General features: G+C 65.8%; 20 protein-coding genes. 4 read left to right on the forward strand and 16 right to left on the reverse strand.

Features of this window, described 5'->3' with window-relative positions; all coding sequences use genetic code 11:
• Positions 1–91: 91 nt before the first annotated feature.
• Positions 92–733 carry a hypothetical protein gene (locus K7R21_RS14845; RefSeq protein ID WP_224984065.1) on the reverse strand — a complete coding sequence of 214 codons (642 nt, stop codon included), beginning with the start codon at positions 731–733 and terminating at the stop codon, positions 92–94.
• A gap of 93 nt (positions 734–826) precedes the next feature.
• Positions 827–1,279, reverse strand: a complete 453-nt coding sequence (locus K7R21_RS14850) for an ankyrin repeat domain-containing protein (RefSeq protein WP_224984066.1) — start codon at positions 1,277–1,279, stop codon at positions 827–829.
• Between the two features lie 245 nt (positions 1,280–1,524).
• On the opposite strand from K7R21_RS14850, the gene K7R21_RS14855 reads away from it, so the two are divergent.
• The 4 genes from K7R21_RS14855 to K7R21_RS14870 all read left to right on the forward strand — a co-directional run bounded on the left by K7R21_RS14855 (position 1,525) and on the right by K7R21_RS14870 (position 6,247).
• Positions 1,525–2,463, forward strand: coding sequence for an LpxL/LpxP family acyltransferase (locus K7R21_RS14855; RefSeq protein WP_224984067.1), 939 nt, complete (start codon positions 1,525–1,527; stop codon positions 2,461–2,463).
• A 124-nt stretch (positions 2,464–2,587) separates the two neighbouring features.
• Entirely contained in the window at positions 2,588–3,499 is a 912-nt protein-coding gene (locus K7R21_RS14860) for an alpha/beta hydrolase (protein ID WP_224984068.1), read from the forward strand.
• A 76-nt stretch (positions 3,500–3,575) separates the two neighbouring features.
• Positions 3,576–5,060: a polysaccharide deacetylase family protein gene (locus K7R21_RS14865; protein ID WP_224984069.1), complete on the forward strand. Its 1,485-nt coding sequence runs from the start codon at positions 3,576–3,578 to the stop codon at positions 5,058–5,060.
• Positions 5,057–6,247, forward strand: a complete 1,191-nt coding sequence (locus tag K7R21_RS14870; protein ID WP_224984070.1) for a DUF2062 domain-containing protein — start codon at positions 5,057–5,059, stop codon at positions 6,245–6,247. Before K7R21_RS14865 ends, K7R21_RS14870 begins: the two co-directional genes overlap by 4 nt.
• 78 nt (positions 6,248–6,325) lie before the next feature.
• Here K7R21_RS14870 and K7R21_RS14875 read toward each other — a convergent pair whose 3' ends face one another.
• From K7R21_RS14875 to K7R21_RS14940, 14 genes are all read right to left on the reverse strand, one after another.
• Complete coding sequence (locus tag K7R21_RS14875) at positions 6,326–6,661, reverse strand: hypothetical protein (protein WP_224984071.1); 336 nt, start codon at positions 6,659–6,661, stop codon at positions 6,326–6,328.
• 214 nt (positions 6,662–6,875) lie between these two features.
• Positions 6,876–7,598, reverse strand: a complete 723-nt coding sequence (locus K7R21_RS14880) for an acyloxyacyl hydrolase (protein ID WP_224984072.1) — start codon at positions 7,596–7,598, stop codon at positions 6,876–6,878.
• A 196-nt stretch (positions 7,599–7,794) separates the two neighbouring features.
• Positions 7,795–8,865, reverse strand: a complete 1,071-nt coding sequence (locus tag K7R21_RS14885; protein WP_224984073.1) for a beta-ketoacyl synthase N-terminal-like domain-containing protein — start codon at positions 8,863–8,865, stop codon at positions 7,795–7,797.
• Positions 8,862–10,043 carry a beta-ketoacyl-[acyl-carrier-protein] synthase family protein gene (locus K7R21_RS14890; protein WP_224984074.1) on the reverse strand — a complete coding sequence of 394 codons (1,182 nt, stop codon included), beginning with the start codon at positions 10,041–10,043 and terminating at the stop codon, positions 8,862–8,864. The genes K7R21_RS14885 and K7R21_RS14890 overlap by 4 nt, the downstream gene beginning before the upstream one ends.
• Positions 10,040–10,294 (reverse strand): phosphopantetheine-binding protein, encoded by a 255-nt coding sequence (locus K7R21_RS14895; RefSeq protein ID WP_224984075.1) that lies wholly within the window; start codon positions 10,292–10,294, stop codon positions 10,040–10,042. The genes K7R21_RS14890 and K7R21_RS14895 overlap by 4 nt, the downstream gene beginning before the upstream one ends.
• 25 nt (positions 10,295–10,319) lie before the next feature.
• Positions 10,320–11,795, reverse strand: coding sequence for a B12-binding domain-containing radical SAM protein (locus K7R21_RS14900; protein WP_224984076.1), 1,476 nt, complete (start codon positions 11,793–11,795; stop codon positions 10,320–10,322).
• Positions 11,789–12,538 (reverse strand): beta-ketoacyl synthase N-terminal-like domain-containing protein, encoded by a 750-nt coding sequence (locus K7R21_RS14905; RefSeq protein ID WP_224984077.1) that lies wholly within the window; start codon positions 12,536–12,538, stop codon positions 11,789–11,791. The genes K7R21_RS14900 and K7R21_RS14905 overlap by 7 nt, the downstream gene beginning before the upstream one ends.
• Positions 12,535–13,662: a beta-ketoacyl-[acyl-carrier-protein] synthase family protein gene (locus K7R21_RS14910; protein WP_224984078.1), complete on the reverse strand. Its 1,128-nt coding sequence runs from the start codon at positions 13,660–13,662 to the stop codon at positions 12,535–12,537. The genes K7R21_RS14905 and K7R21_RS14910 overlap by 4 nt, the downstream gene beginning before the upstream one ends.
• Positions 13,659–14,120 carry an acyl-CoA thioesterase gene (locus tag K7R21_RS14915; protein ID WP_224984079.1) on the reverse strand — a complete coding sequence of 154 codons (462 nt, stop codon included), beginning with the start codon at positions 14,118–14,120 and terminating at the stop codon, positions 13,659–13,661. Before K7R21_RS14915 ends, K7R21_RS14910 begins: the two co-directional genes overlap by 4 nt.
• On the reverse strand, positions 14,117–14,500 hold the full coding sequence (locus tag K7R21_RS14920; protein ID WP_224984080.1) for a hypothetical protein: 384 nt from the start codon (positions 14,498–14,500) through the stop codon (positions 14,117–14,119). The genes K7R21_RS14915 and K7R21_RS14920 overlap by 4 nt, the downstream gene beginning before the upstream one ends.
• Positions 14,493–15,170, reverse strand: a complete 678-nt coding sequence (locus K7R21_RS14925; RefSeq protein WP_224984081.1) for a DUF3261 domain-containing protein — start codon at positions 15,168–15,170, stop codon at positions 14,493–14,495. The genes K7R21_RS14920 and K7R21_RS14925 overlap by 8 nt, the downstream gene beginning before the upstream one ends.
• A complete protein-coding gene (locus K7R21_RS14930) occupies positions 15,167–17,542 on the reverse strand; it encodes an MMPL family transporter (protein ID WP_224984082.1) in 2,376 nt (791 codons plus the stop codon). The genes K7R21_RS14925 and K7R21_RS14930 overlap by 4 nt, the downstream gene beginning before the upstream one ends.
• Positions 17,543–18,157: a LolA family protein gene (locus K7R21_RS14935; RefSeq protein WP_224984083.1), complete on the reverse strand. Its 615-nt coding sequence runs from the start codon at positions 18,155–18,157 to the stop codon at positions 17,543–17,545.
• Positions 18,154–18,621, reverse strand: coding sequence for a hypothetical protein (locus K7R21_RS14940; protein WP_224984084.1), 468 nt, complete (start codon positions 18,619–18,621; stop codon positions 18,154–18,156). Before K7R21_RS14940 ends, K7R21_RS14935 begins: the two co-directional genes overlap by 4 nt.
• Positions 18,622–18,623 lie beyond the last annotated feature (2 nt).

Genomic DNA, 18,623 nt, shown 5'->3' on the forward strand with positions numbered 1-18,623 from the left:
CTTTCAGCCTCGGTCTTTTTTTGTGCCTTGTGGACGCTTAGTCAACCTATCTTCTGATCTTACTCATACCTTGGGAACGACCCCCACGCTCTTACTGCAGCTCTTTCGCCACGGCCGCGTCGTTGACCAGCAACTCGAGTTTCTTCTTGTAAGCCGCCGGAACGGCTTCCTTGGCGTGCGCGGGCGGATTGAGGAAGCTACCGCCGAGATCGTCTTCGCCTTTCAGATGCTTCTCAGCGAGCACCGCACCTTGCCGGTCCATCTCGGTGAGTTGGACATCGTAGTCGAGACCGGTGTTGGTGTAGGTACTTGACATCCACTCACGAATGACAAGTAACATGAGCCGGTCGGCATTGGCGCCCTGCAGTTTGCTCTTAACCTGCGCATCAGCCTCGTTCGGCGCAACTGTTACCGGGGTGCACGAGAACCCTTTCTTCTTCAGGGAACCGCAGAGCACCAGGGACATGTCCTCCGCCAGGGGCTTGCCGCTTTCCGTGGTCACGTTGAAGGGGTTCCCGAATCCGCCTCGCAGGTTGCCGACGTAGTTGGGTTCTTTCTCCGCGGAGACAACGTAGGGGCGCCTGTCGACAGCCGCGACGGCAATCGACTTGCTCCCGGAGGCATTCACCTGGAGGGTCGTGTCGTGGTAACGGTAGCTCTGCCCGACGGCGCAGCCACTCAATGCGATCGACAGAGCAAGCAACGAAAGTTTGCTCAGCATCTTGTTGGTCATGTTTCTCTCCTAGTCTGGGCTCCCGGGAAGTTGCCGGTGAGGGCGGAGCCATGCCCGCAACCGACCGGCGGGCATGGCCCGCGCTGCCAAAGATTACTTGTGGTGCTTCAATAGCGCCACGATCTTGTCAAACTGGTACTCCTCGGCGTAGTCAATCGCTTTCTTGCCCCTTCTGTCCACCACCGACTGATCCGCATTCTTGGCCAGCAGCGCCTTTACCGCGTCAGTACGGCCATAGGCAGCTGCCAGTATCAGGGGTGTGGTTCCTGGCAGGTAATTGCCGTAGGTCTCGGTGGTCTTGACGTTGGGATCGGCGCCGTTGGCAAGCAGCCATTCGGTGACGGGGAAATTGCCATAGTAGACCGCCCACAAAAGCGGGGTCCATCCCCACTTGTCGATGGCGTTGACATCCTGCCCTTTGCGTGCGAACTCCTTCACTGCCGGCAGGTCACCGTCGACTGCCGCGCGGGACATGCCTCCTCCGGCGCACCCGAACTGGAACAGCGCTACCATGATCAGAAATGCAGAAATCACAAGCCGCTTCATATGCCCTCCTTGGTCTTAAAAGTTTCAAATTGAGGATATTAACATCTGGCCCGGCCAAATCAATGAAAATCTTAACGGGAATGGGCGTGGGTGCGCCCTGCGGTCCCGGGGCGGGGGTGTCGCCATAAATGAACGGTTTCCCTACCGGTGCCGGATGTGTTATAGAAAATCGCCCCTGTTTGCTGCCGGAGCAGGATATCGGTCCCACCTGCGGTTCAGGTGCAATCTCCAAAAGAGTGGAAGCGATGCAGCAAGATACGCCACAGAGAGTGAAAAAGTGGAGCAGCAAGAGCATCGGCTCCCGATTCCAGCACTGGATCTTCTACACGCTGATCCGGCTCGGCGGTCGGGGCGCGGCCTACCTGCTCTTGCGCTGCGTGGTGTTTTACTACGTGCTTTTCTCCCCCTCGGTGCGCCGTCGCTGCTTTCCCTACCTGTCCCGGCGCTTCCCACAGCGGCAAGGACTGGCCCGCCTCGTGGACTGCTACCGCCTGAGCCTCGGCATCGGTGAGGTCCTCGTGGACCGCGCGGCCCTGGGCATCCTTGGCACCGAAGGGCTCACCGTGGACCAGGCCGACCAGGCGCGTCTCGAGGACCTGGTTGGGCGAGGGCAGGGACTGATCCTGGTCACCTCGCACGTCGGCTCCTGGCAGGGTGCGATGGCGGTGCTCAAGTTCCTGGCGACGCCGGTCAATCTCCTCATCCATCGCCAGGAGGGGGACCTGGATCGCCACTTCTTCGAGCACGGCGGCGAGAACCCGTTTCGTGTCATCGACCCCGCGGGATATCTCGGCGGAACACTGGAGATGATGGGGGCACTCAAGAGGGGGGAGATCGTTTGCATCATGGGGGACCGCGCCATGGGAAGCGAAAGCGGGACCATTAAGGACAACTTTCTGGGCGGGGAGGTGGCCTTCCCCTACAGCCCCTACAAGCTCGCCGCGGCGACCGGCGCACCGATCGCTCTTATCTTCCCGGTCAAGACCAGCGCCACGAGCTACGCGCTCAATCTCGCCAGGGTGTTGAGCGTGCCTCACCTCGGGGGGCGCTCGGGCGAGCCGTACCGCCCATTCGTGAAGGAGTACGTGGCGGAATTGGAGCGCTTCACGGCGGAGCATCCTTACCAGTTTTTCAACTTCTTCGACATGTGGGAGGACGGCGCAGCAACAACGGGAAAACGGTAGCGGAAGAGGACGCGCGGCATTGACAGGACAGGGTGACGTGGAAACATATTAGCTGCCGCAAATTCCACTACCCCGGTCGCCCGACGCCTGCTGCCAAGCGGCGGGAGCTAAAAGGTTTCCGCACATGCCAGCTGCCGTGACACCACGCACACCGACGCCTCCCCATGGTTTCCGGCCGCGCTCCCACCGCATCGGCACGCGGTCCCTTCTCTTCGTCGTTACCCTGCTCTCCCTGGTCGGTTGCGCCATCCTGAACCGATATATCCTGGTGCCCAAGCAGAACCTTACCGTGACCCCGGCGCAGTATCGCATCCCGTACCAGGAGGTGTGGTTCAAGACCCTGGACGACGTGGAGCTTAACGGGTGGTTCCTGCCGGGCGAGCCGGGGCGGCCGCTGGTACTACTCTTCCACGGCAACGCCGGCAACCTCTCCGATAACCTTGGTTACCTGAGACTTCTGCACGACAGTGGGCTGCCCCTGTTCATCTTCGACTACCGCGGTTTCGGCAGGAGTAATGGCGAGGCTTTCAAGGAAAGGGACTTCTACCGCGATGCGCGCGGCGCGCTCGCCTACCTGCGACAACAGGGGTGGAGCCGAGACCGGATCATCTTTTTCGGCCAGTCACTGGGCGCCGCCGTGGCGCTGCAGATGGCGCTGGAGGGGAAGCCGGCCGGGCTGGTGATGGAAGGCTCGTTCACTTCCATGGAGGACATGGTGAAGCACGTTTCCCGCCTGGCTTACTTCACGGTCGGTTGGTGGGGCATCAGGTTGTCCTTCGACAACTTCCACAAGATCGCCCGGGCCGGGGTACCGCTGCTGCTGATCCACGGCGACCGCGACCCGGTGACCCCGGTGGAGATGTCACGGCGCCTGTACCTGCGTGCCGGCGCACCCAAAATGCTGCACATCATCGCCGGTGGTGGTCACTGCAACGCCTACGAAGTCGCCCCCGCCTCCTACCTCACCGTCTGGCAGAGCTACCTGCTCGCCCTCCCCGCCGCAGCGACCGCAGCGGCGCCGGCCGATCGGTCCTGACTGCGTTTGACTTTAAGGCGCTTTTCCGTCATCATGCCTTGCCGATTCGACCCCACCCAGGCCAAGGATCCGTTCCATGATATGCCCGTTGTCCCCGGCGCACCTAGTGGCGCTGACTGCCTTCCAGATCGCCGCCGTTCTCCTCTTCATCGACCCCATCTGGGCCGCGTTGCCGCTGGTCCTGTTTATCCTGCTGTGCCTGCTGACGCCGTTTTCCCCCCGCTTGAGCTTTTTCCTTCCCATTACCAGCCGTGGCGCCAAAGGGACCCGTGGGGTGGCGCTCACCTTTGACGACGGCCCCGATCCGCTGGTCACGCCGAAGGTACTGGAACTGTTGCGGCAGCACGGCATCAGCGCGACCTTCTTCGTCACCGGCCGGCGCGCCGAGCGCTATCCGGAGCTGATCGAGGTGATCCTGGCGGCGGGGCACGCCGTGGCCAACCACAGCCTGAACCACGACCCCTTCCTGATGCTGAAAGGGACCGAGACCCTACGGCGCGAGGTGGCGGGGGCGCAGCAGGTGTTGCGCCGTTTCGGCATCCAGCCGCTCGCCTTCCGGCCGCCGGTGGGGATCACCAACTCGCGCCTGTGGCGGGTCCTCCTGGAGAACGGGATGTTCTGCGTCAATTTCAGCTGCCGGGCGGGGGACATGGGGAACCGGAGAATTGCCGGCTTGGCGCGGAAGATCCTTGGCAAAGTGAAGTCTGGCGACATCGTCCTGCTGCACGACGTGGCTCCCCCGAAAGGGGACGCGGCGCAGCTTCTGGGAGAGTTCGCGCAGTTGATCGAGGGAATGAAGGCAAAGGGGCTGGAGATCGTGCCGCTGGCGCGACTGATCGGCAGGGAGGTCATGCAGCGGGAAGGGGCCTTCCCGGATCCCGCGGAACTTTTCTACGACGGGTTGGCGGCAGGGTACGATGACGAACAGTTCCACTCCAACGTTTCGATGTCGCGCACCATGGAGCAGCAGCTCTTCGAGGCACGCGTGCCCACCCTCTTCAGCGGGCGCGGCCGGGTGCTCGAGATCGGCGCTGGGACCGGGATCTTCACCCTCGACATCGCGCGCAACTGTTCCGAGGTGGTGGCGGTCGATATCTCCGCCAAGATGCTGCAGCTCCTCGAGCATAAGGCCAAGGCGCAGGGGATCGACAACGTCAGGCTGGTGAAGGGAAACGTCGAGGACCTACCCCTGTCCGGCCCCTTCTCGGTAGTCTGTGCCTTCTCCGCGCTGGAGTACCTGAAGGACCTGCCCGGACTCCTCAAGCGGCTTGCCCCCGAGGTGGAGCCCGGCGGGACCATCTACTTCATCACTGCCCGCACCTCGCTATTCCGGTTGTTCACCCAGATCGGCAATGCCATGCGCCAGGGGATGTGGCTGCAATCGCGCAGCCGCCGCCGGATGGAGCGGATGCTCAGCGATGCCGGTTTCGAGCCAGTGAGCGTCACCGCGCATCTTTTGAAGTGCGTCATCAACGGCGGCATGCTGCTGGAGGTGGTGGCGCGCAAGCGGGAGAACGCTGAGGCCGCGGTAGCGGCGGCAGCGCCCGGGGAGACGCGATGAGCGGTGTGATGACGGGCCGCGAACAATGGCCCAGGACACTGGTGCTGGTGCCGGTCTACAACCATGCGGCCACCCTGCGGGACGTGGTGCAGAAGGCGCTCGACCAGGGGCTGGAGGTGCTGGTGGTGGACGACGGGAGCACGGACGGGAGCCTGGACCGTGTCGCCGACCTCCCAATCCGCCGGCACCGGCTCCACTGCAACCAGGGCAAGGGAGGCGCCATTCTCGCCGGTGCGGAACTGGCGCGGGAAGCCGGGTACGAGGCGCTGCTCACCATCGATGCCGACGGGCAGCACGATCCGGCCGATGCCCCCGCCATCCTCGGTGTGGGGAGTAGCGCCTGGCCCTGCATCGTGATGGGGGCGCGGGAGATGGAGACCGACAACGTGCCGCGCTCCAGCGTGTTCGGCCGCAGTTTCTCCAACTTCTGGGTGCGGCTGGAATGTGGCCGGACGCTGCCCGATACCCAGAGCGGCTATCGGCTCTACCCGGTGCAGTTCCTGGAAGGAGCCCGCTTCATCACCCGGCGCTACACCTTCGAGATCGAGGTGCTGGTGCGGGGATGCTGGGCCGGGCTGCCGCTTCTGTCAGCGCCGGTCTCGGTTTACTACCCGCCGGGGGACGAGCGGGTGTCGCACTTCCACAAGTTCAAGGACAACTTCAGGCTCACCTGCCTGCACACGTACCTGGTGACCCGCTCACTGATCCCGTGGCCGCACCGCAGGCTATTCAAAGGGGAAAGCGAGGAGGGGAGGCTCCCCAGCATCCTGAGGCCGGCGGAGTTCTTCAGGGCGCTGTGCCGGGAGCACACCAGCAGCGTGGAACTTGCCGCCGCGGTCTGGCTCGGCATCTTCGTGGGCTCCCTCCCCATCATCCCCTTCGGCATCGCCGCCACCGTGTACGTCGCGCACCGGCTGCACCTGAACAAGTTGGCTGCTGTCGGTGCGGGGAACCTCTGCATCGCCCCCTTTGTTCCCTTCGCCTGCATCGAGGTCGGGCACTACCTGCGCTACGGTACGTTCTGGTACGACTTCAACCGACGCACTCTGCTGGAGCAGGTCCACCACCGGCTCTGGGAATGGCTGCTCGGTTCGCTGCTGGTCGGGCCGCTGCTCGGCGCCGTCGGCGGGGTGGTGACGTACCTGCTGGTCCGGGCGTTGCGCGGGCGCCTGGCGCCGGAGGGGTAATTTCGGTACGGGGCAAACGGAAAAGGCCACACCCAAGGGTGTGGCCTTTTTTGCGTCAGCATCGTGCTCGCACGTACATCATGGCGATTGGTTAGCCTCTTTGACAGCTGTGCCTCGCACCGTAAAGCTGTAGCCGTTCAGCACGTAGGCCCAGAACCACTTTTCCTGGACCACTGGGTCATTGAGGCAGGTGGCGCCGACCTTGCTGATGGCATCCTTGTAGGCCTCGTCAAAGCGATTGTTCTGTTTGATGGGGATGAACTGGAACAGCATGATCCCGGTAGAGGTTCCTTCCGTCGGACCGATGACTTGAGCATTGGTCATGTTACATTTTCTGAATGAGAGAGGATTGCTAGTGCATCCTGCCACCAACAGTGCCGTCATAGCCGCTGCAAAAACCAACTTCTTACTCATAGCGCCCTCCTGTAATTTGGGTTAACTCGGGTCTACAGGCATGCTAATGCTATTTTTCCCCCTTCACAGTGCGGCTTTGATTACGTCTGAGTATTACCACAGGAGAAGGCCAAGTCAAATTGAGTGGGAGAGCAGCAGATACAGATGCGGTGAAGGGATTGAGACCGTGAGGTGGGAAGGAAAGGAGAGGCGGCGGCCTGGCGGCCGCCGTGGATCAGAACATGCGGCCGACCTGGAGCACGACGGAGTTGACGCCGCGGTTCTCGTGGTAGAGCTCGCCGTTGGAGAGATGGTGCAGGCGGATGGCACCGAAGATGTTCTTGCCGTCTTCCTGCGGCAGTTCAAGCCCCACGCCGAGAAGCGGGTTGAAGTTGAAGTGGAGCCCCTGGCCCTGGACGCGGAACTGGGTGTAGATGATGCCGATGCCGGCTTCGCCGTAGGGGAGCACCTTCCCGGTCAGCCCTAAGGGGTACTTGAGGGCCAGCATGTTGACCGACGCCATGATGTCGCTTTTGGGGGTGAGGGTGCTGCCAATGGCGGCTTCCACCTTAAACCGCAGCGTGTTGGGGCAATTGTCCATGCGCCAGGCGGAGCCGTAATCGTAGATGGCGAATCCCCGCGCCATGACCCACGTCCGCGAGGGGCCGGGATCGTAGACGTAGCCGTAATCCAGGGCGAAACCGTGCTGGTCGGGGAGACGCGCGTCGCTGGCTGCTACCTTTCCGGCGGGTGCCGCTTCAGCTGGTGCCGGTGCTACCGGTTGGACAGCAGCGGGTTGTGAGGCCGCGGGTAGAGTGGGGGCAGGCTGGGCGGCTACCGGTTGGGAGACGGCCGGTGCGGCAGCGTCGGCTCCCCACGAGGGCAATGGTGCGAGGAGGGCGCAGGCCAGGGGCAGGACAGCGAGTTTCAAGAGCGGCTTCGGCGCGACAGGTTTCATGTGTGCTCCCTTCGGTTTGGCTCTCGGTATGGCAAGGGCTTGGGCCCGTGCTGGAAGAGGGGATGGTGTGCGGCAAAAGCAAATCCCCCCTGTCCCCCCCTTTCACAAAGGGGGGGACGCTGGAGCGCATGCGGTGCTCGCGGGCAGCGTGCTGCATGGTCCACAGTTCCGATGGATCCTCCCACAAGGGGGCCGGTCAGCGGGACATTATTACGGCGGCATATTCGGTGTCGCCGGCAAGGCGCAGCGAGCAGATGCTGGAAATGCTGCCACGGGGGGGGGCGAAGGGGCCGGTCCCCCCGGGATTTGCAAAAGACTGACCGGCTTTCAACGCGAGTGCGGCCGCCGCGAGGTCGAAACCGGCTGCGGCGGGCATGCAGCCGTAGATCGGCGTGTAGCAGGCGGCCTGTGCCCCGGCAGGCACGGTGTCGAGGTAGCGCTGGCTCAACTCGCTACGCCCGTCGGCGCCCAAGAGCAGCAGGGTGTCGTCCGGGAGGGGGAGTGATCCACCGAAAAGGTTGCCGGTGTCGACGCTGTCGATGCCGCAGTAGGCGGGTGCACCGTCGTCACGGGTAAGCAGCATGAAGGCTGCGCCTTCGCCGATAATCGAACTCTCGGCACCTGCGTCCAACGGCGCCATGGCGGCAGGGTGCAGCGGGCCGCGCCGGCGGTGCTGCAGATAGGCGACCAGTTCGGAGGCCTCGTCGATGGCGCCGAAGAGGACGGCGTCCACCCTCCCCTCGGAAAGCCACTGCCGGGCGCTCAGCAAAGCCGACGGACCGGACATGTCGAACTGGCTTACCGTGAGGCTCGGACCGGTGATACCGAGGGTGATAGCGATGTTGGCAGCGGCGGCATTGTGCACCGAGTTCGCGAAATGGGTCGGGGAGGCGCAGGTGTCCCCCCCCGAGATGAGCGAGTCGAGAAAGGCGTAGGTGGTGGCGGTGGCGCCGTAGCCGCTGGCGATGACGAGGCCAACGCGACTTAGATCCGAGCCAAGCATCCCCGCATCCTTCAGCGCCAGAAAGCTTCCCAGGAGGGCGAGCTTCGAGTAGTGGTCCACCCGGCGCAAGGAACGCTTGGGGACGAACTCCTCCAGCCCCGCCGTGTCGGCGCGGTACGCGGGTATCGCCTGCACTCCCTCACCGGTAGCAACCTCGATGGAGCCCACGCTCACCCGCCCTTCCGTGAGTGCGTTTTCAAAGGTCTCTACCCCGGTGCCGAATGCGCCGACGACCCCTATCCCCTTGACCAGAAGCCGCGTCACGCTGCATCCCCCTTCCCGAACAGGAGTACCGAATTGCTCCCTCCAAAGGCCAGGGACTGGGACATGGCTATTTCTCCCGCGACTTCCCGATTGCCACGCAGCGGCTTGCCGGCTAGTTCCGGGTCGGCGTTCTCAAAGCCGGCGCTGGCCGGGACAAGCCCATGTTCCAGGCAGGCGACGGTGAAGACGGCCTCGATACCGCCGGCGGCGCCCAAGGTGTGACCAGTGTGCCCCTTGGTGGAGTGATACGGGACGCCGGGGAACAGCTCGGCCAGCACCCGGCTCTCGACCCGGTCATTGTCGGGGGTGCCGGTGCCGTGGGCGTTGACGAAGGAGACCCGGTCGGCGGCAACGGCGCAGCAGGCGAGGGCCTCGGCCACGGCCTGGCGCAGACCGGCCCCCTCCGGATGCGGCGCTGTCAGGTGGTAGGCATCGCAGGCGGAGCCGTAGCCCATGACGAAGGAGCGGGCGCGCGCACCACGCCTGGCGCGGACCTGCTCCGATTCAAGCACCAGCATGCCGGCCCCTTCGCCGAGATTGAGCCCCTTGCGGTCGCGGTCGAAGGGCTTGCAGGGGGAGTCGTCGGTGATCATGAGGGAGATGAATCCGTGATAGGTGATGCGGCCCAGTTCGTCCGCACCGCCGGCGATGGCGACATCGCAGATCCCCCCGCGGATCCAGGAGGCGGCGAGCCCAACCGCGTCGGTCCCGGAAGCGCAGGCATTGACCACGGTCTGGCAGGGGCCGGTGCAGCCGAAGGTGCGGGCGATGGCGGCGGCGGGGTTGTTGTTCAGGATGCGTTCCATGGGGAACAGGTCCGGCTCCTCACCGGCGCGGTGGGCGCGGCAGAACCCCTCGTCGTTCAAGGCGCTGCCGACGGTGGTGCCGATACAGACACCGACCCGCAGCCCGCGCAACTCACTCGGAGAGAACCCCGCGTCGGCCAGCGCCTCGGTCGCGGCCTGGACGCCAAGGGCGCTGGTGCGCAGCAGCTCCGGGGGCTCGCGGAAGTCGCGCACCTCAAAGACCGGGAAGGGGGTCGGGTGACTGCTGGCGAAGCGGGTTGGGGGGGCGGGTGCCCGGCGCCCGGCGTACAGTGCCTCCAGGCAGTCGGGGACGGTCCCGCCGGCGGCGCAAATGCAGCCCAGGCCGGTTATGGCGACGGGCCAGTGGGTCATGCGCCCTTGCGCTCCTCGATGTAGGCGGCCAGGGAGTCCACCGACTGGAAGGCCTTGCGCCCTTCGTCCATGTCCTTGATCTCCACGCCAAAGTGCTTCTGCACGATGACCACGAGCTCGACCGCATCCAGCGAATCCAGCCCCAGCCCCTCGCCGAACAACGGCGCGCTGTCGCTGATCTCCTCCGGGGAGACCTCCTCGAGGTTCAGGTCCTTCACCAGTATCTGCTTAAGTTTTTGCTTGGTATCCATGGCACGGCTCCTTGTGATTTCGTTGCTATTTCGCGCCCGGCGCAACCGGGGCCGATGACGGCTCCGCCTCGAACCGTTCGGTCTTCCTGGTGAACTTCAGGAAGCTGGAGAGGTTCCCCAGAAAGCGCAGCCAGCTGTCCGGCGAGCGCCAGAGCATGGTGACGTAGCCCCAGAGCACCTTGTGGCGCTTGAAGTGGTTGCGGTAGAACTCCTGGAACAGCTCTTCCAGGCGCTCGCGGGTCATCCCCTTGGTGACGAAGAGGAAGTTCATGCAGTCCATCTTCTCCCAATCCTCCTGGAACTCCCCCAGCTCGTGGATCTTCTCGTACACCGGCGAACCGGGGAACGGGGTGAACTTGGCCAAGTTGAAGTCATCGATGGGGAGGGAAAAGACGTAGTCCATGCTCTTGCGGATGCTCTGCTCGGTCTCGCCGGGAAGCCCGATCATGAGGAGGCCCTTGGTGCGCATCCCGGCATCCTTGATCATGCGGATTTTCTGTGCCAGGTGGTCCAGGTCGGCGTTCTGGCGGTGCTGGGCCAGGAGTTCCTCGTCGCCGGTTTCGATCCCCAGGCTCATCATCCAGCAGCCGGCGCCTTTCATGCGGGTGAGCAGCTCCGGGTCGATATGCTCGGCGCGGACCGCGCAGTTGAAGGTCATGCCCAAGGGACGATCGGTCATCAGCGTGGTGAAATTCTCGACCCGCTCCCGGTTGAAGGTGAACTGGTCGTCGTAGAAGTTGATGTGGCGGATGCCGAAGCGCTCCTTGAGGTAGCGCAGGTGCTCGTAGAGGTACTCCGCCGAGTTGTAGCGGAAGCTGCGCCGGAACACGGAGCGGTCACAGTAGCTGCAGGCGTAGGGGCAGCCGCGGCTGGAGATGCAGCTCGTGTTGGGCGTCTTCGGATAGTTGAAGATGGGGAGCCGGTACGACGCCGGGAACCCTGCCAGCTTCTCGTAGGCCGGGAAGGGGAGCTCGTCCAGCACCAGTGGCCTTTCGCGGTAGCCGGTCCAGACCGCATCGGCGCCGTCGCGGTAGATGATGCCGCCCACGGAGGCGGGGTCGTCCCATCCCTTCAGGAGGAGCTCCGCCATGGTTTCCTCTCCCTCGCCCACGACCGCGCAGTCCATGGCAGGGAAATTGGGGAAGAGGTCCGTCTTCAACGCCGAGACGTGGGGGCCGCCGAAGACGGTGCGGATGCCGGGGAGCACTTGGCGCGCCATCTCCGCGATGCGCACGCCGTCCAGGAAGCTGGAGGTGGTGCAGCTCAGGCCGATCATGGCGGGACGCTCTGCCAGCAGGTAGTCGCGGATGACCCGGTCCGAGTCGGGTCGGGCGTAGCAGTCCACGATGTCGGCGCGCATGCCGCGCTGCTCCAGATAGGCGGCGATGCTGGCAAGCCCTAGGGGAGGCATGATGTTGGCCACGCGGGAGATGTCTCGCCCGGCCGCGTCGGCCCGATAGCCCAGGGGGTGCACCAGGAGTATTTTGCGGTGATCTAGCATGTGGTTCCTTCTCCGGTGTTCCCTGCCTGTTGCGAGATCCCATTCTGCTTGAGGGCCGCATCGATCAACTGCGCAATGCTGTCAACGGGGGTGCCGTTGCAGGCGATGCCGCCGTTCGCGGCCACCGTGACGCAGCCGTAGCAGCGCGGCCCCGGAGTCTCCGCCAGCACCAGGACGGCGGCGCCGGGGAGAAACGGGGCGACGACGGCCAAGGGTTCCGGGGGAGCCAGGTCGCAGACGCCGGCGAGCACCACCGGTTCCTCCTTCAGGGCAAGCTGGTCCAGGGCCATGGCGAGCGCGCCGAGCCCGGTACTTTCGGTTTCATTCACCGCCAGCAGCGACCCGGTGAGGCCGAAGAGGATGGCAGCATCCCCCAGGAAGCAGTTGGCGAGGGTGTAGGCGAACAGGTTGGGGCTTGCCAGCCCGCCCCCTTCCAGCAGCACGGTGCGTTGGTAATCGAGATCGGTGGCGAGGCAGCCGAGCCTGGTGCCGGCGACGACGCCGAAGGGGCGCTTCTCGCTCCACGTCTCCAGTCCCGCGTCGCGCAGGGCGAAGGCCAGGGCGGACAGGCCAAGCTTGGCGTAGTCTGACATGCGTCCGAAGCGCTGGTTGGGCTCGGCGAAGACGTCCCGGCGCACCAGCGCGGGGAGGGGGAGGTCGACGAAGACCTGGTCGCTCCTCTGTGACCCCATGCCGCAGCCGGTGCCGGTGACCCAACCGATGCCGTTCAGGTACGCCTTCATGCGTCCCCCCGGCCGAGGATGACAGCGGCGTTCACGCCGCCGAACCCGGAGTTGGTGCTCAAGAGGTAATCTCCCCCGATGTCCTGCGCCGCGTTGCTCACGAGCCCCACCCCTTCCGGGTCCGGCTCGATGAGCCCGACGGTGGGGGGGAGTATCCCGGCATCGAGGCACTTGAGCCCGAGGGCCGCCTCGATGCCGCCGGCAGCACCCAGGGTGTGGCCGATGGCGCCCTTCACCGAGTGCACCGGCAGGGTGCGGCCGGGGAAGAGGGCGCGCAGGGCGGTCAATTCCATCTGGTCGTTGTACGGCGTCGCCGTGCCGTGCGCGCTCACCGCGGCGATGGCGTCCGCGCTGAGGCCGGCGCGGGCGAGCGCCTGGCGCACGGTCTGGATAAGGCCGCAGGCGTCGCGGGCGGGTGCCGTAATGTGGGTCGCATCGTTGGCGGCACCCCAGCCGGCGATGACGCCCAGCACCGGGCGCCCCTCGCGCCGAGCGCGCTCGCGGCTCATCAGGAGCAGCGCCGCCCCTCCCTCGCCTAACGTGAGCCCGTCCCGGTTCTTGTCGAAGGGGCGGCAGCGGGTCGGGGAGAGCGCCTGCAGTGCGGAGAAGCCGGAAAAGACGAACTCGCTGACCAGGTCGAGGCAGACCACCAGCGCCGCTTCGCAGCGTCCCAAGGCAATCATCTGCGCGGCGCGCGCCAGCGCCAGCGTGGAGGAGGCGCAGGCGGCGTTCACGTTGAGCGCCGGGCCGCTGGTGCCGCAGCGCTGGCCCACCCGGGACAGCACGCGCTCCATGGCCAATTCAGCCGGGTCGACCGCCTCGCCCCGCTGCAGCCGCTCCATCAGGTCGACAGGCCCTTTGGTGCTGGCAAGAAGCAGCCGGCAGTCGGCTGGGACGGCGGAGAAGCCGTCCATCAGGTGCCCCAGCAGGGGGTAGAGCAGTGAATCTTCACCTGTCGTAAGGCCCGGCACGCAGCAGGCGTTGGGCGAGATATAGCGGGCGGTCCCAAAGCGTTGCACGGGGGCTACGGCGCTGGTGCCGGCCATCATCCCGTTGAACAGGACATCAAGCCCAGTGCCGAGACCGGTCACCGTCTGCGTGTCGGTGATGCAGACCTCGTTCACGACAACGCTCCTTGCTGCCAGCGCTCCAGGAACTCCTCGATGAAGGGGGGCGGGACCAGCATGATCTCCTGGTTCGTGTCTAGCATCATCTGCACGGTGTAGCCGGTGCAGGTCACCTCGCCGGCCTGGTTGCGGATCACGAACTCGAAGTTGAGCCGCGCGGCGGGGGTGAAGTGCAGGATACCCTCAACGGTGAAGCGCTCCGGGAAGGCGAGCGGGCGGAAGTAGTCGACGTGCATCTTCTTGATTGGGGTGAGGATGCCGCGCTGATAGCAGTCGAGATAGCCCAAACCGTACTTCTCACCGAAAGCGACCCGCGCGTCCTCGAAGTAGCTCGGGTAGCGGCCGTGCCAGACGATGTTGAGGGGATCGACCTCTTCGAAACGGACCTGGCGTTCGACGGTGATGCGCAGGGGGGGCGGTGCCCCCGGCGTGGGTGTGAAGTAGGCACGGGTCACGGGCTTTCCTCCGCTGCCAGTTCCAGGAGCATGGTGGCCACGGTCACCTCGCCCACGGTGAGGCGCGCGTCGCAGAGTTCCTTTCCCTGAACGGTGCGCGGGCGGCAGGCGACCTGCAGCTCCTGGCCCGGGCGCACCGGGTTCAGGAACTTGGCGTCCTGCACGGCGACCAGACGCTGGGGGCATTGCCGCACGGCGCCGACCAAGGAGACCACGGCGTGGATCTCGACGATGGCCGGAAGGATCGGGAAACCGGGGAAGTGTCCGTCGAAACCGGCGAAACCGGTGTCGAAGCGGTAGCGCCCGAGGCAGCCTCCTTCGCTGTCGCTTTCCGCCCCGAGGCGGCTCGCGGTTATTTCCTTGGCGATGATGCTATTCATTGCTTGGCTCCACGCTGTCGATCCAAAGGGTGAGGCGGTAGCCGGCCCGATCTTCGTCGAGCACGATGCCGCCGGGGAAAAGCAGCCCGTCGCGCCGCTGGTAGCGGTAGTAGCGCACCCGCCAGGACTGGTCCGCGCCGCGGCAGGACGTCTCCAGGAGTTGGGCGTCGGTGCCGCCGAAGGTGAAGCGGAGCATCGCACCCCCCTCCTCGCGGCTAGTCTGGTAGCTGCGCTGGGCGACTTCCAGCTGATCCCCTGCGCCGGGCGCCGGCGCCAGGAAGATGCGGCGCACCGAAAGCGCGACCGCCTCGGCGAAACCGGGGTAACGCGCCAGATCGGGGATGACGAAGTTGGCCCGGCTCCCGTCCCGGAGCACGGTGATGTCGTACAGCTTCACCCCCATCTCGTTCATCGCGACCAGACGGGCTTCGCCGGCTTTCGTGTCCAGGCTCAGCATCGCCTCCACCGGGACGCGCATGCCGCGCAACTCGAACAGGGCGCTGTGGCGCACGACGAGGGGGCCCCGCTGGCTGCTCCAGACGCCGTCGGCCAGTTGTGCCGCCGAGCGGGGCACGGTCGGCACCAGCTCGGTCGCCTCGAAGGGGACCCGGGCGCAGCCGGCCCCAAGGAGCAGGAGCGCTGCGAAAAGCAAGAGGGTGATCCGCTTCATGGCTGGTCCTTGCGGTGCAGCGCCGGTATCACGAACAGCGCTGCGGGTATGCCGGTGCCGACCCCGAGCAGGACGGAGACCCCGATGGACTGCATCGAGGGGTGGCGCGCCAGGGCGAGCGCCCCGAGCCCGGCCAAGGTGGTGAGCCCGGAGACCAGCACGGCGAGGCGCGAGGTTTCGTCGCCGCCGTCTTCAAGCCGGCTCACCATGAAGATGCCGTAGTCGACGCACAGCCCGATGATCAGGATGGTGGCGGCGATGTTGAAGATGTTGAACGCGAGCCCCAACAGCCCCATGATGCCCAGCATGCAGACCACGCCGGTCACTACCGGTACCAGCACCAGCGCGATGCGCGACGGGGTGCGGAACACGACGGCGACCAGCAGGAACACCAGCACCCCGGTGATGGCGAGGTACCGGGTGAAGTCGCCGATGATGCTCCCCCCCATGACGGCGCCGAAGCGGCTCTCCGAGACCAGGCGTACCCCCGGCAGGGGGGCCAGCTCCCGGGACAGGCGCTCGATCAGTTCCGGGCGGTCGGGCACAAGGGTGAGCACCCGGACCGAGCCGGGACCAGGCAGCACCAGGGCGTCCACCAACTCGCCAAGTCCCGCTGCGCGCAACCCGTCAAGGTTCAGAGGAATGGCGGGCGTTTTCAGCGTGGCCAGGAACGGGGCGAAGGCGGCGCCGGTAAAGCCGAAGGCAGCCCCTTCGCGTGCCAAGTCGCGCTCCAGGCGCGCCGCACGGCCGTCCTGCCAGAAGGTAACCCAGCGCTCCCGGTTCTCGCTTTGCCGTGCCTCGCTAGGCAAGAGCGGCGCCAAGGAGACCAGCTCCCCGGGGGGAAGGGTCGGGGCGAGCCGCTCGAAGACGCGCCGGTTCAGCTCCAACGCGCTCTCCAGGTCTTTACCCTCGGCGAAAATGAGCGCCTTACCCTGCAGATCGCCCCAGGTCCGGTTCAGTTCGGCCTCGGCCCGCTTCAGCTCGCTGGGAACCAGGTTCACCGCCTGCAGACTGCCGTTGAAGCGGACCCGGGTGGCGCCGAAGGCACAGATGGCCAGGAGCGCGCACCAGGCGACCAGCACCAGCCGGCGCGGCGGGCGCAGCGTCTTCATGCCGCCGAAGGGGAGGCTCCCGCCGGGGGCCGGGCGCACCAGGTGTGGCAGCACCACCAGCGAGAAGAGAAGCGCGGCCACGATGCCGGTCATGCTGTACACGGCGAGCTGACGCTGTCCCGGGAGCACCGAGAGAAGCATCACCCCGAAGGAGAGAAGCGTCGCCAGGGCACCGGAGAGTACCGGCCGGGATACCTCGGCGGTGATCAGCGCCGGGTCCTTGCCCCCCTTGCGGCAGGCGAAGTAGATCATGGTGGCGTACTCGTCCACCATGCCCAGAAGCACCCCCCCGAAGCCTAGGGTGACAGCGAAGACCTTGGTGGCCCAGAGCGCCATGGCGCCGGAGGCGATGGCGAGCACCGTCGATGGCACCAGGAACACGAACAGGGCGCTCATGCTCCGCAAGAAGACCAGGTAGATGGCGAAGATCGCCACCACGCTCAGCGTCAGCACCAGGTACAAGTCGCGCTTGACGGCATCGGCATTGGCCAGTGTGTAGCGGTGTCCGGAGAGGACGGTGGCGCTGAAGCCCGCAGGTACCGTCTTCTTGACCGCGGCGTCGACCCGGTCCATGAGCTTGCGCGAGGCGGCCGAATCGGTCATGGGGACCGTGGTGTCGACGGTAATCAGCGCGGAGCTCCCGTCCGCGGACACGAAATGGTTCTGCACCAGGCGCATGTTGGGGACCAGGTTCAAAAACCGCAGCCGCTCCAGGACTAGGTCGGAGAAGGCGAGCGGATCGGTCTGCAGCTTCCCCTTGAGCGCCCACCCCTCCGGGGCCAGGAGCTGCTCGTACCCCTCGCGCAGGCGCTCGCGCACCTTTTCCGGCGTGGTCGCCGCCTCCAGCCGCTTCAGGTCGGCCTCGCCGCACAGGCTCGGGAGCGCCGAGCCCAAAAAGCCGAAGAACTCCCCGCCCAGCGCGGCGGGGCCGGTGCTCACCGTGCCCACCTTCGCCTCGCGCAGCGCTTGGGCCAGGCTGTCGGCGGTGGCGACCAGGGCCGTGCTGTCGCCCGGCGCCGGCGCCTTCAGGCTCACTACGAGCTTCCTGGTGAAGGGGGCGAGCTGCAGCAGGCGAAAGTCGGTGGCCGCGCTGGAGCCGTCGTCGGGGAGCATGGCGACGATGTCTTCCTGAAGCTGCAGCCGCGACGAGGCGAACAGGGAGAGCGCCACCAAGAGCAGCGTCGCCCCGTACAGGACACGGCGCCGGCCGGCGAAGTAGCGGTACAACCGGCCGAAGAGGTTCACGGAGGGCTCATCCATCTAGAAGATGTCCGCCGGCAGCGCCTTGTTCACCACCGTGTTCTGAAAACGGATCCTGGTGAAGTCCCCGTCTTTCTCATGCAACTCGACGCTCTTCACGTAGCGCCCGTCGGCGCTGAAGCCGACCAGGAGGTGGTGCAGAAAACTGGCGGTGGCGGCGGAGCGCGGCTCGAGCCGCAACAGGGCCGGAGACTCCTGCAGCACGGTGACGCGGTACTCTTTCTTGATCCAGGCGAAGTCGGAGCGGGCCCAGGCGAAGAGCTGCTCGGAGACCAGCTTCATGATCGGCTCCTGGCTGATCTGGAAGTTCTCGGTGCGGCCGGTCCGCTCGTGCCAGCGCCTGCCGCGATCCCCCTTGAGCACGAAACCTGACGCCACCGGCGCGGTCAGCTCCCAGCGCAGTTGGTCCGGCCGGGCGAAGTAGAGGCGCCCCTTGGAGGTCATCGGGTTCTTGAACATGCTCAGGTGCTTTTCCTGGACAAAATCGCTGGAGATGGTGCGCACCGATCCTGCGTTCTTCTCGAGGGTTTCCAGAAGCTGCGGCGATGGCTGGCTCTCGGCGTGGAGCGGCAGCGCCGGAAGGAGCAGGGCGCAGAGGAGCAACAGCCGCTTCATGACGCCTCCCCGGTCGCGTCGCCCACGATCCAGAGCTTCAGGGTGCCGCTCGCGATCGCCACGCCGTCGCGCTCCACCTCGCCCTCGGCGACGGCGAACCCTTCGAAGCTTCCCACGGTGCGGATGCGCACCAGGAGCCGTTCCCTAACGCGGGCGGTCCCGGTCAGGCGCAGCTTGCGGAGCCCCACGAGGTACCCCTTGGAAATTTCCTTGCCCTGCAGGAGGTCGTCGTACCCCTTGATGACCGCGTACCCCTGCGCCAGCAGTTCGACCAGCGCCACCCCGTCCAGGGTGCCGTCAGCGGCGGCCAGAAGGCTCTCTGCCGGGAAGAGCGCCTCGACCTCGCCCGCCTGGTCGCCGTAGCTCAACAGCCGCTCGACGAGCTGCATGGGTGGGCGGTGCGGGATGAGGAGCCGCGCCGGCATGGGGAGGGTGAGGTCGGTGGTCATGGCAGCATCACCCATGG

Source organism: Geomonas agri, assembly GCF_020179605.1.
Taxonomy (GTDB): Bacteria; Desulfobacterota; Desulfuromonadia; order Geobacterales; family Geobacteraceae; genus Geomonas; species Geomonas agri.

What these genes read in the sequence shown, in the direction of transcription:
- K7R21_RS14875 (WP_224984071.1), bottom strand. Translation starts at nt 6,661, where the DNA reads ATGAGTAAGAAGTTGGTTTTTGCAGCGGCTATGACGGCACTGTTGGTG.
- K7R21_RS14935 (WP_224984083.1), bottom strand. Translation starts at nt 18,157, where the DNA reads ATGAAGCGGCTGTTGCTCCTCTGCGCCCTGCTCCTTCCGGCGCTGCCG.
- K7R21_RS14850 (WP_224984066.1), bottom strand. Translation starts at nt 1,279, where the DNA reads ATGAAGCGGCTTGTGATTTCTGCATTTCTGATCATGGTAGCGCTGTTC.
- K7R21_RS14870 (WP_224984070.1), top strand. Translation starts at nt 5,057, where the DNA reads ATGAGCGGTGTGATGACGGGCCGCGAACAATGGCCCAGGACACTGGTG.
- K7R21_RS14920 (WP_224984080.1), bottom strand. Translation starts at nt 14,500, where the DNA reads ATGAATAGCATCATCGCCAAGGAAATAACCGCGAGCCGCCTCGGGGCG.
- K7R21_RS14880 (WP_224984072.1), bottom strand. Translation starts at nt 7,598, where the DNA reads ATGAAACCTGTCGCGCCGAAGCCGCTCTTGAAACTCGCTGTCCTGCCC.
- K7R21_RS14865 (WP_224984069.1), top strand. Translation starts at nt 3,576, where the DNA reads ATGATATGCCCGTTGTCCCCGGCGCACCTAGTGGCGCTGACTGCCTTC.
- K7R21_RS14890 (WP_224984074.1), bottom strand. Translation starts at nt 10,043, where the DNA reads ATGACCCACTGGCCCGTCGCCATAACCGGCCTGGGCTGCATTTGCGCC.
- K7R21_RS14855 (WP_224984067.1), top strand. Translation starts at nt 1,525, where the DNA reads ATGCAGCAAGATACGCCACAGAGAGTGAAAAAGTGGAGCAGCAAGAGC.
- K7R21_RS14900 (WP_224984076.1), bottom strand. Translation starts at nt 11,795, where the DNA reads ATGCTAGATCACCGCAAAATACTCCTGGTGCACCCCCTGGGCTATCGG.
- K7R21_RS14930 (WP_224984082.1), bottom strand. Translation starts at nt 17,542, where the DNA reads ATGGATGAGCCCTCCGTGAACCTCTTCGGCCGGTTGTACCGCTACTTC.
- K7R21_RS14905 (WP_224984077.1), bottom strand. Translation starts at nt 12,538, where the DNA reads ATGAAGGCGTACCTGAACGGCATCGGTTGGGTCACCGGCACCGGCTGC.
- K7R21_RS14860 (WP_224984068.1), top strand. Translation starts at nt 2,588, where the DNA reads ATGCCAGCTGCCGTGACACCACGCACACCGACGCCTCCCCATGGTTTC.
- K7R21_RS14940 (WP_224984084.1), bottom strand. Translation starts at nt 18,621, where the DNA reads ATGGGTGATGCTGCCATGACCACCGACCTCACCCTCCCCATGCCGGCG.
- K7R21_RS14895 (WP_224984075.1), bottom strand. Translation starts at nt 10,294, where the DNA reads ATGGATACCAAGCAAAAACTTAAGCAGATACTGGTGAAGGACCTGAAC.
- K7R21_RS14845 (WP_224984065.1), bottom strand. Translation starts at nt 733, where the DNA reads ATGACCAACAAGATGCTGAGCAAACTTTCGTTGCTTGCTCTGTCGATC.
- K7R21_RS14925 (WP_224984081.1), bottom strand. Translation starts at nt 15,170, where the DNA reads ATGAAGCGGATCACCCTCTTGCTTTTCGCAGCGCTCCTGCTCCTTGGG.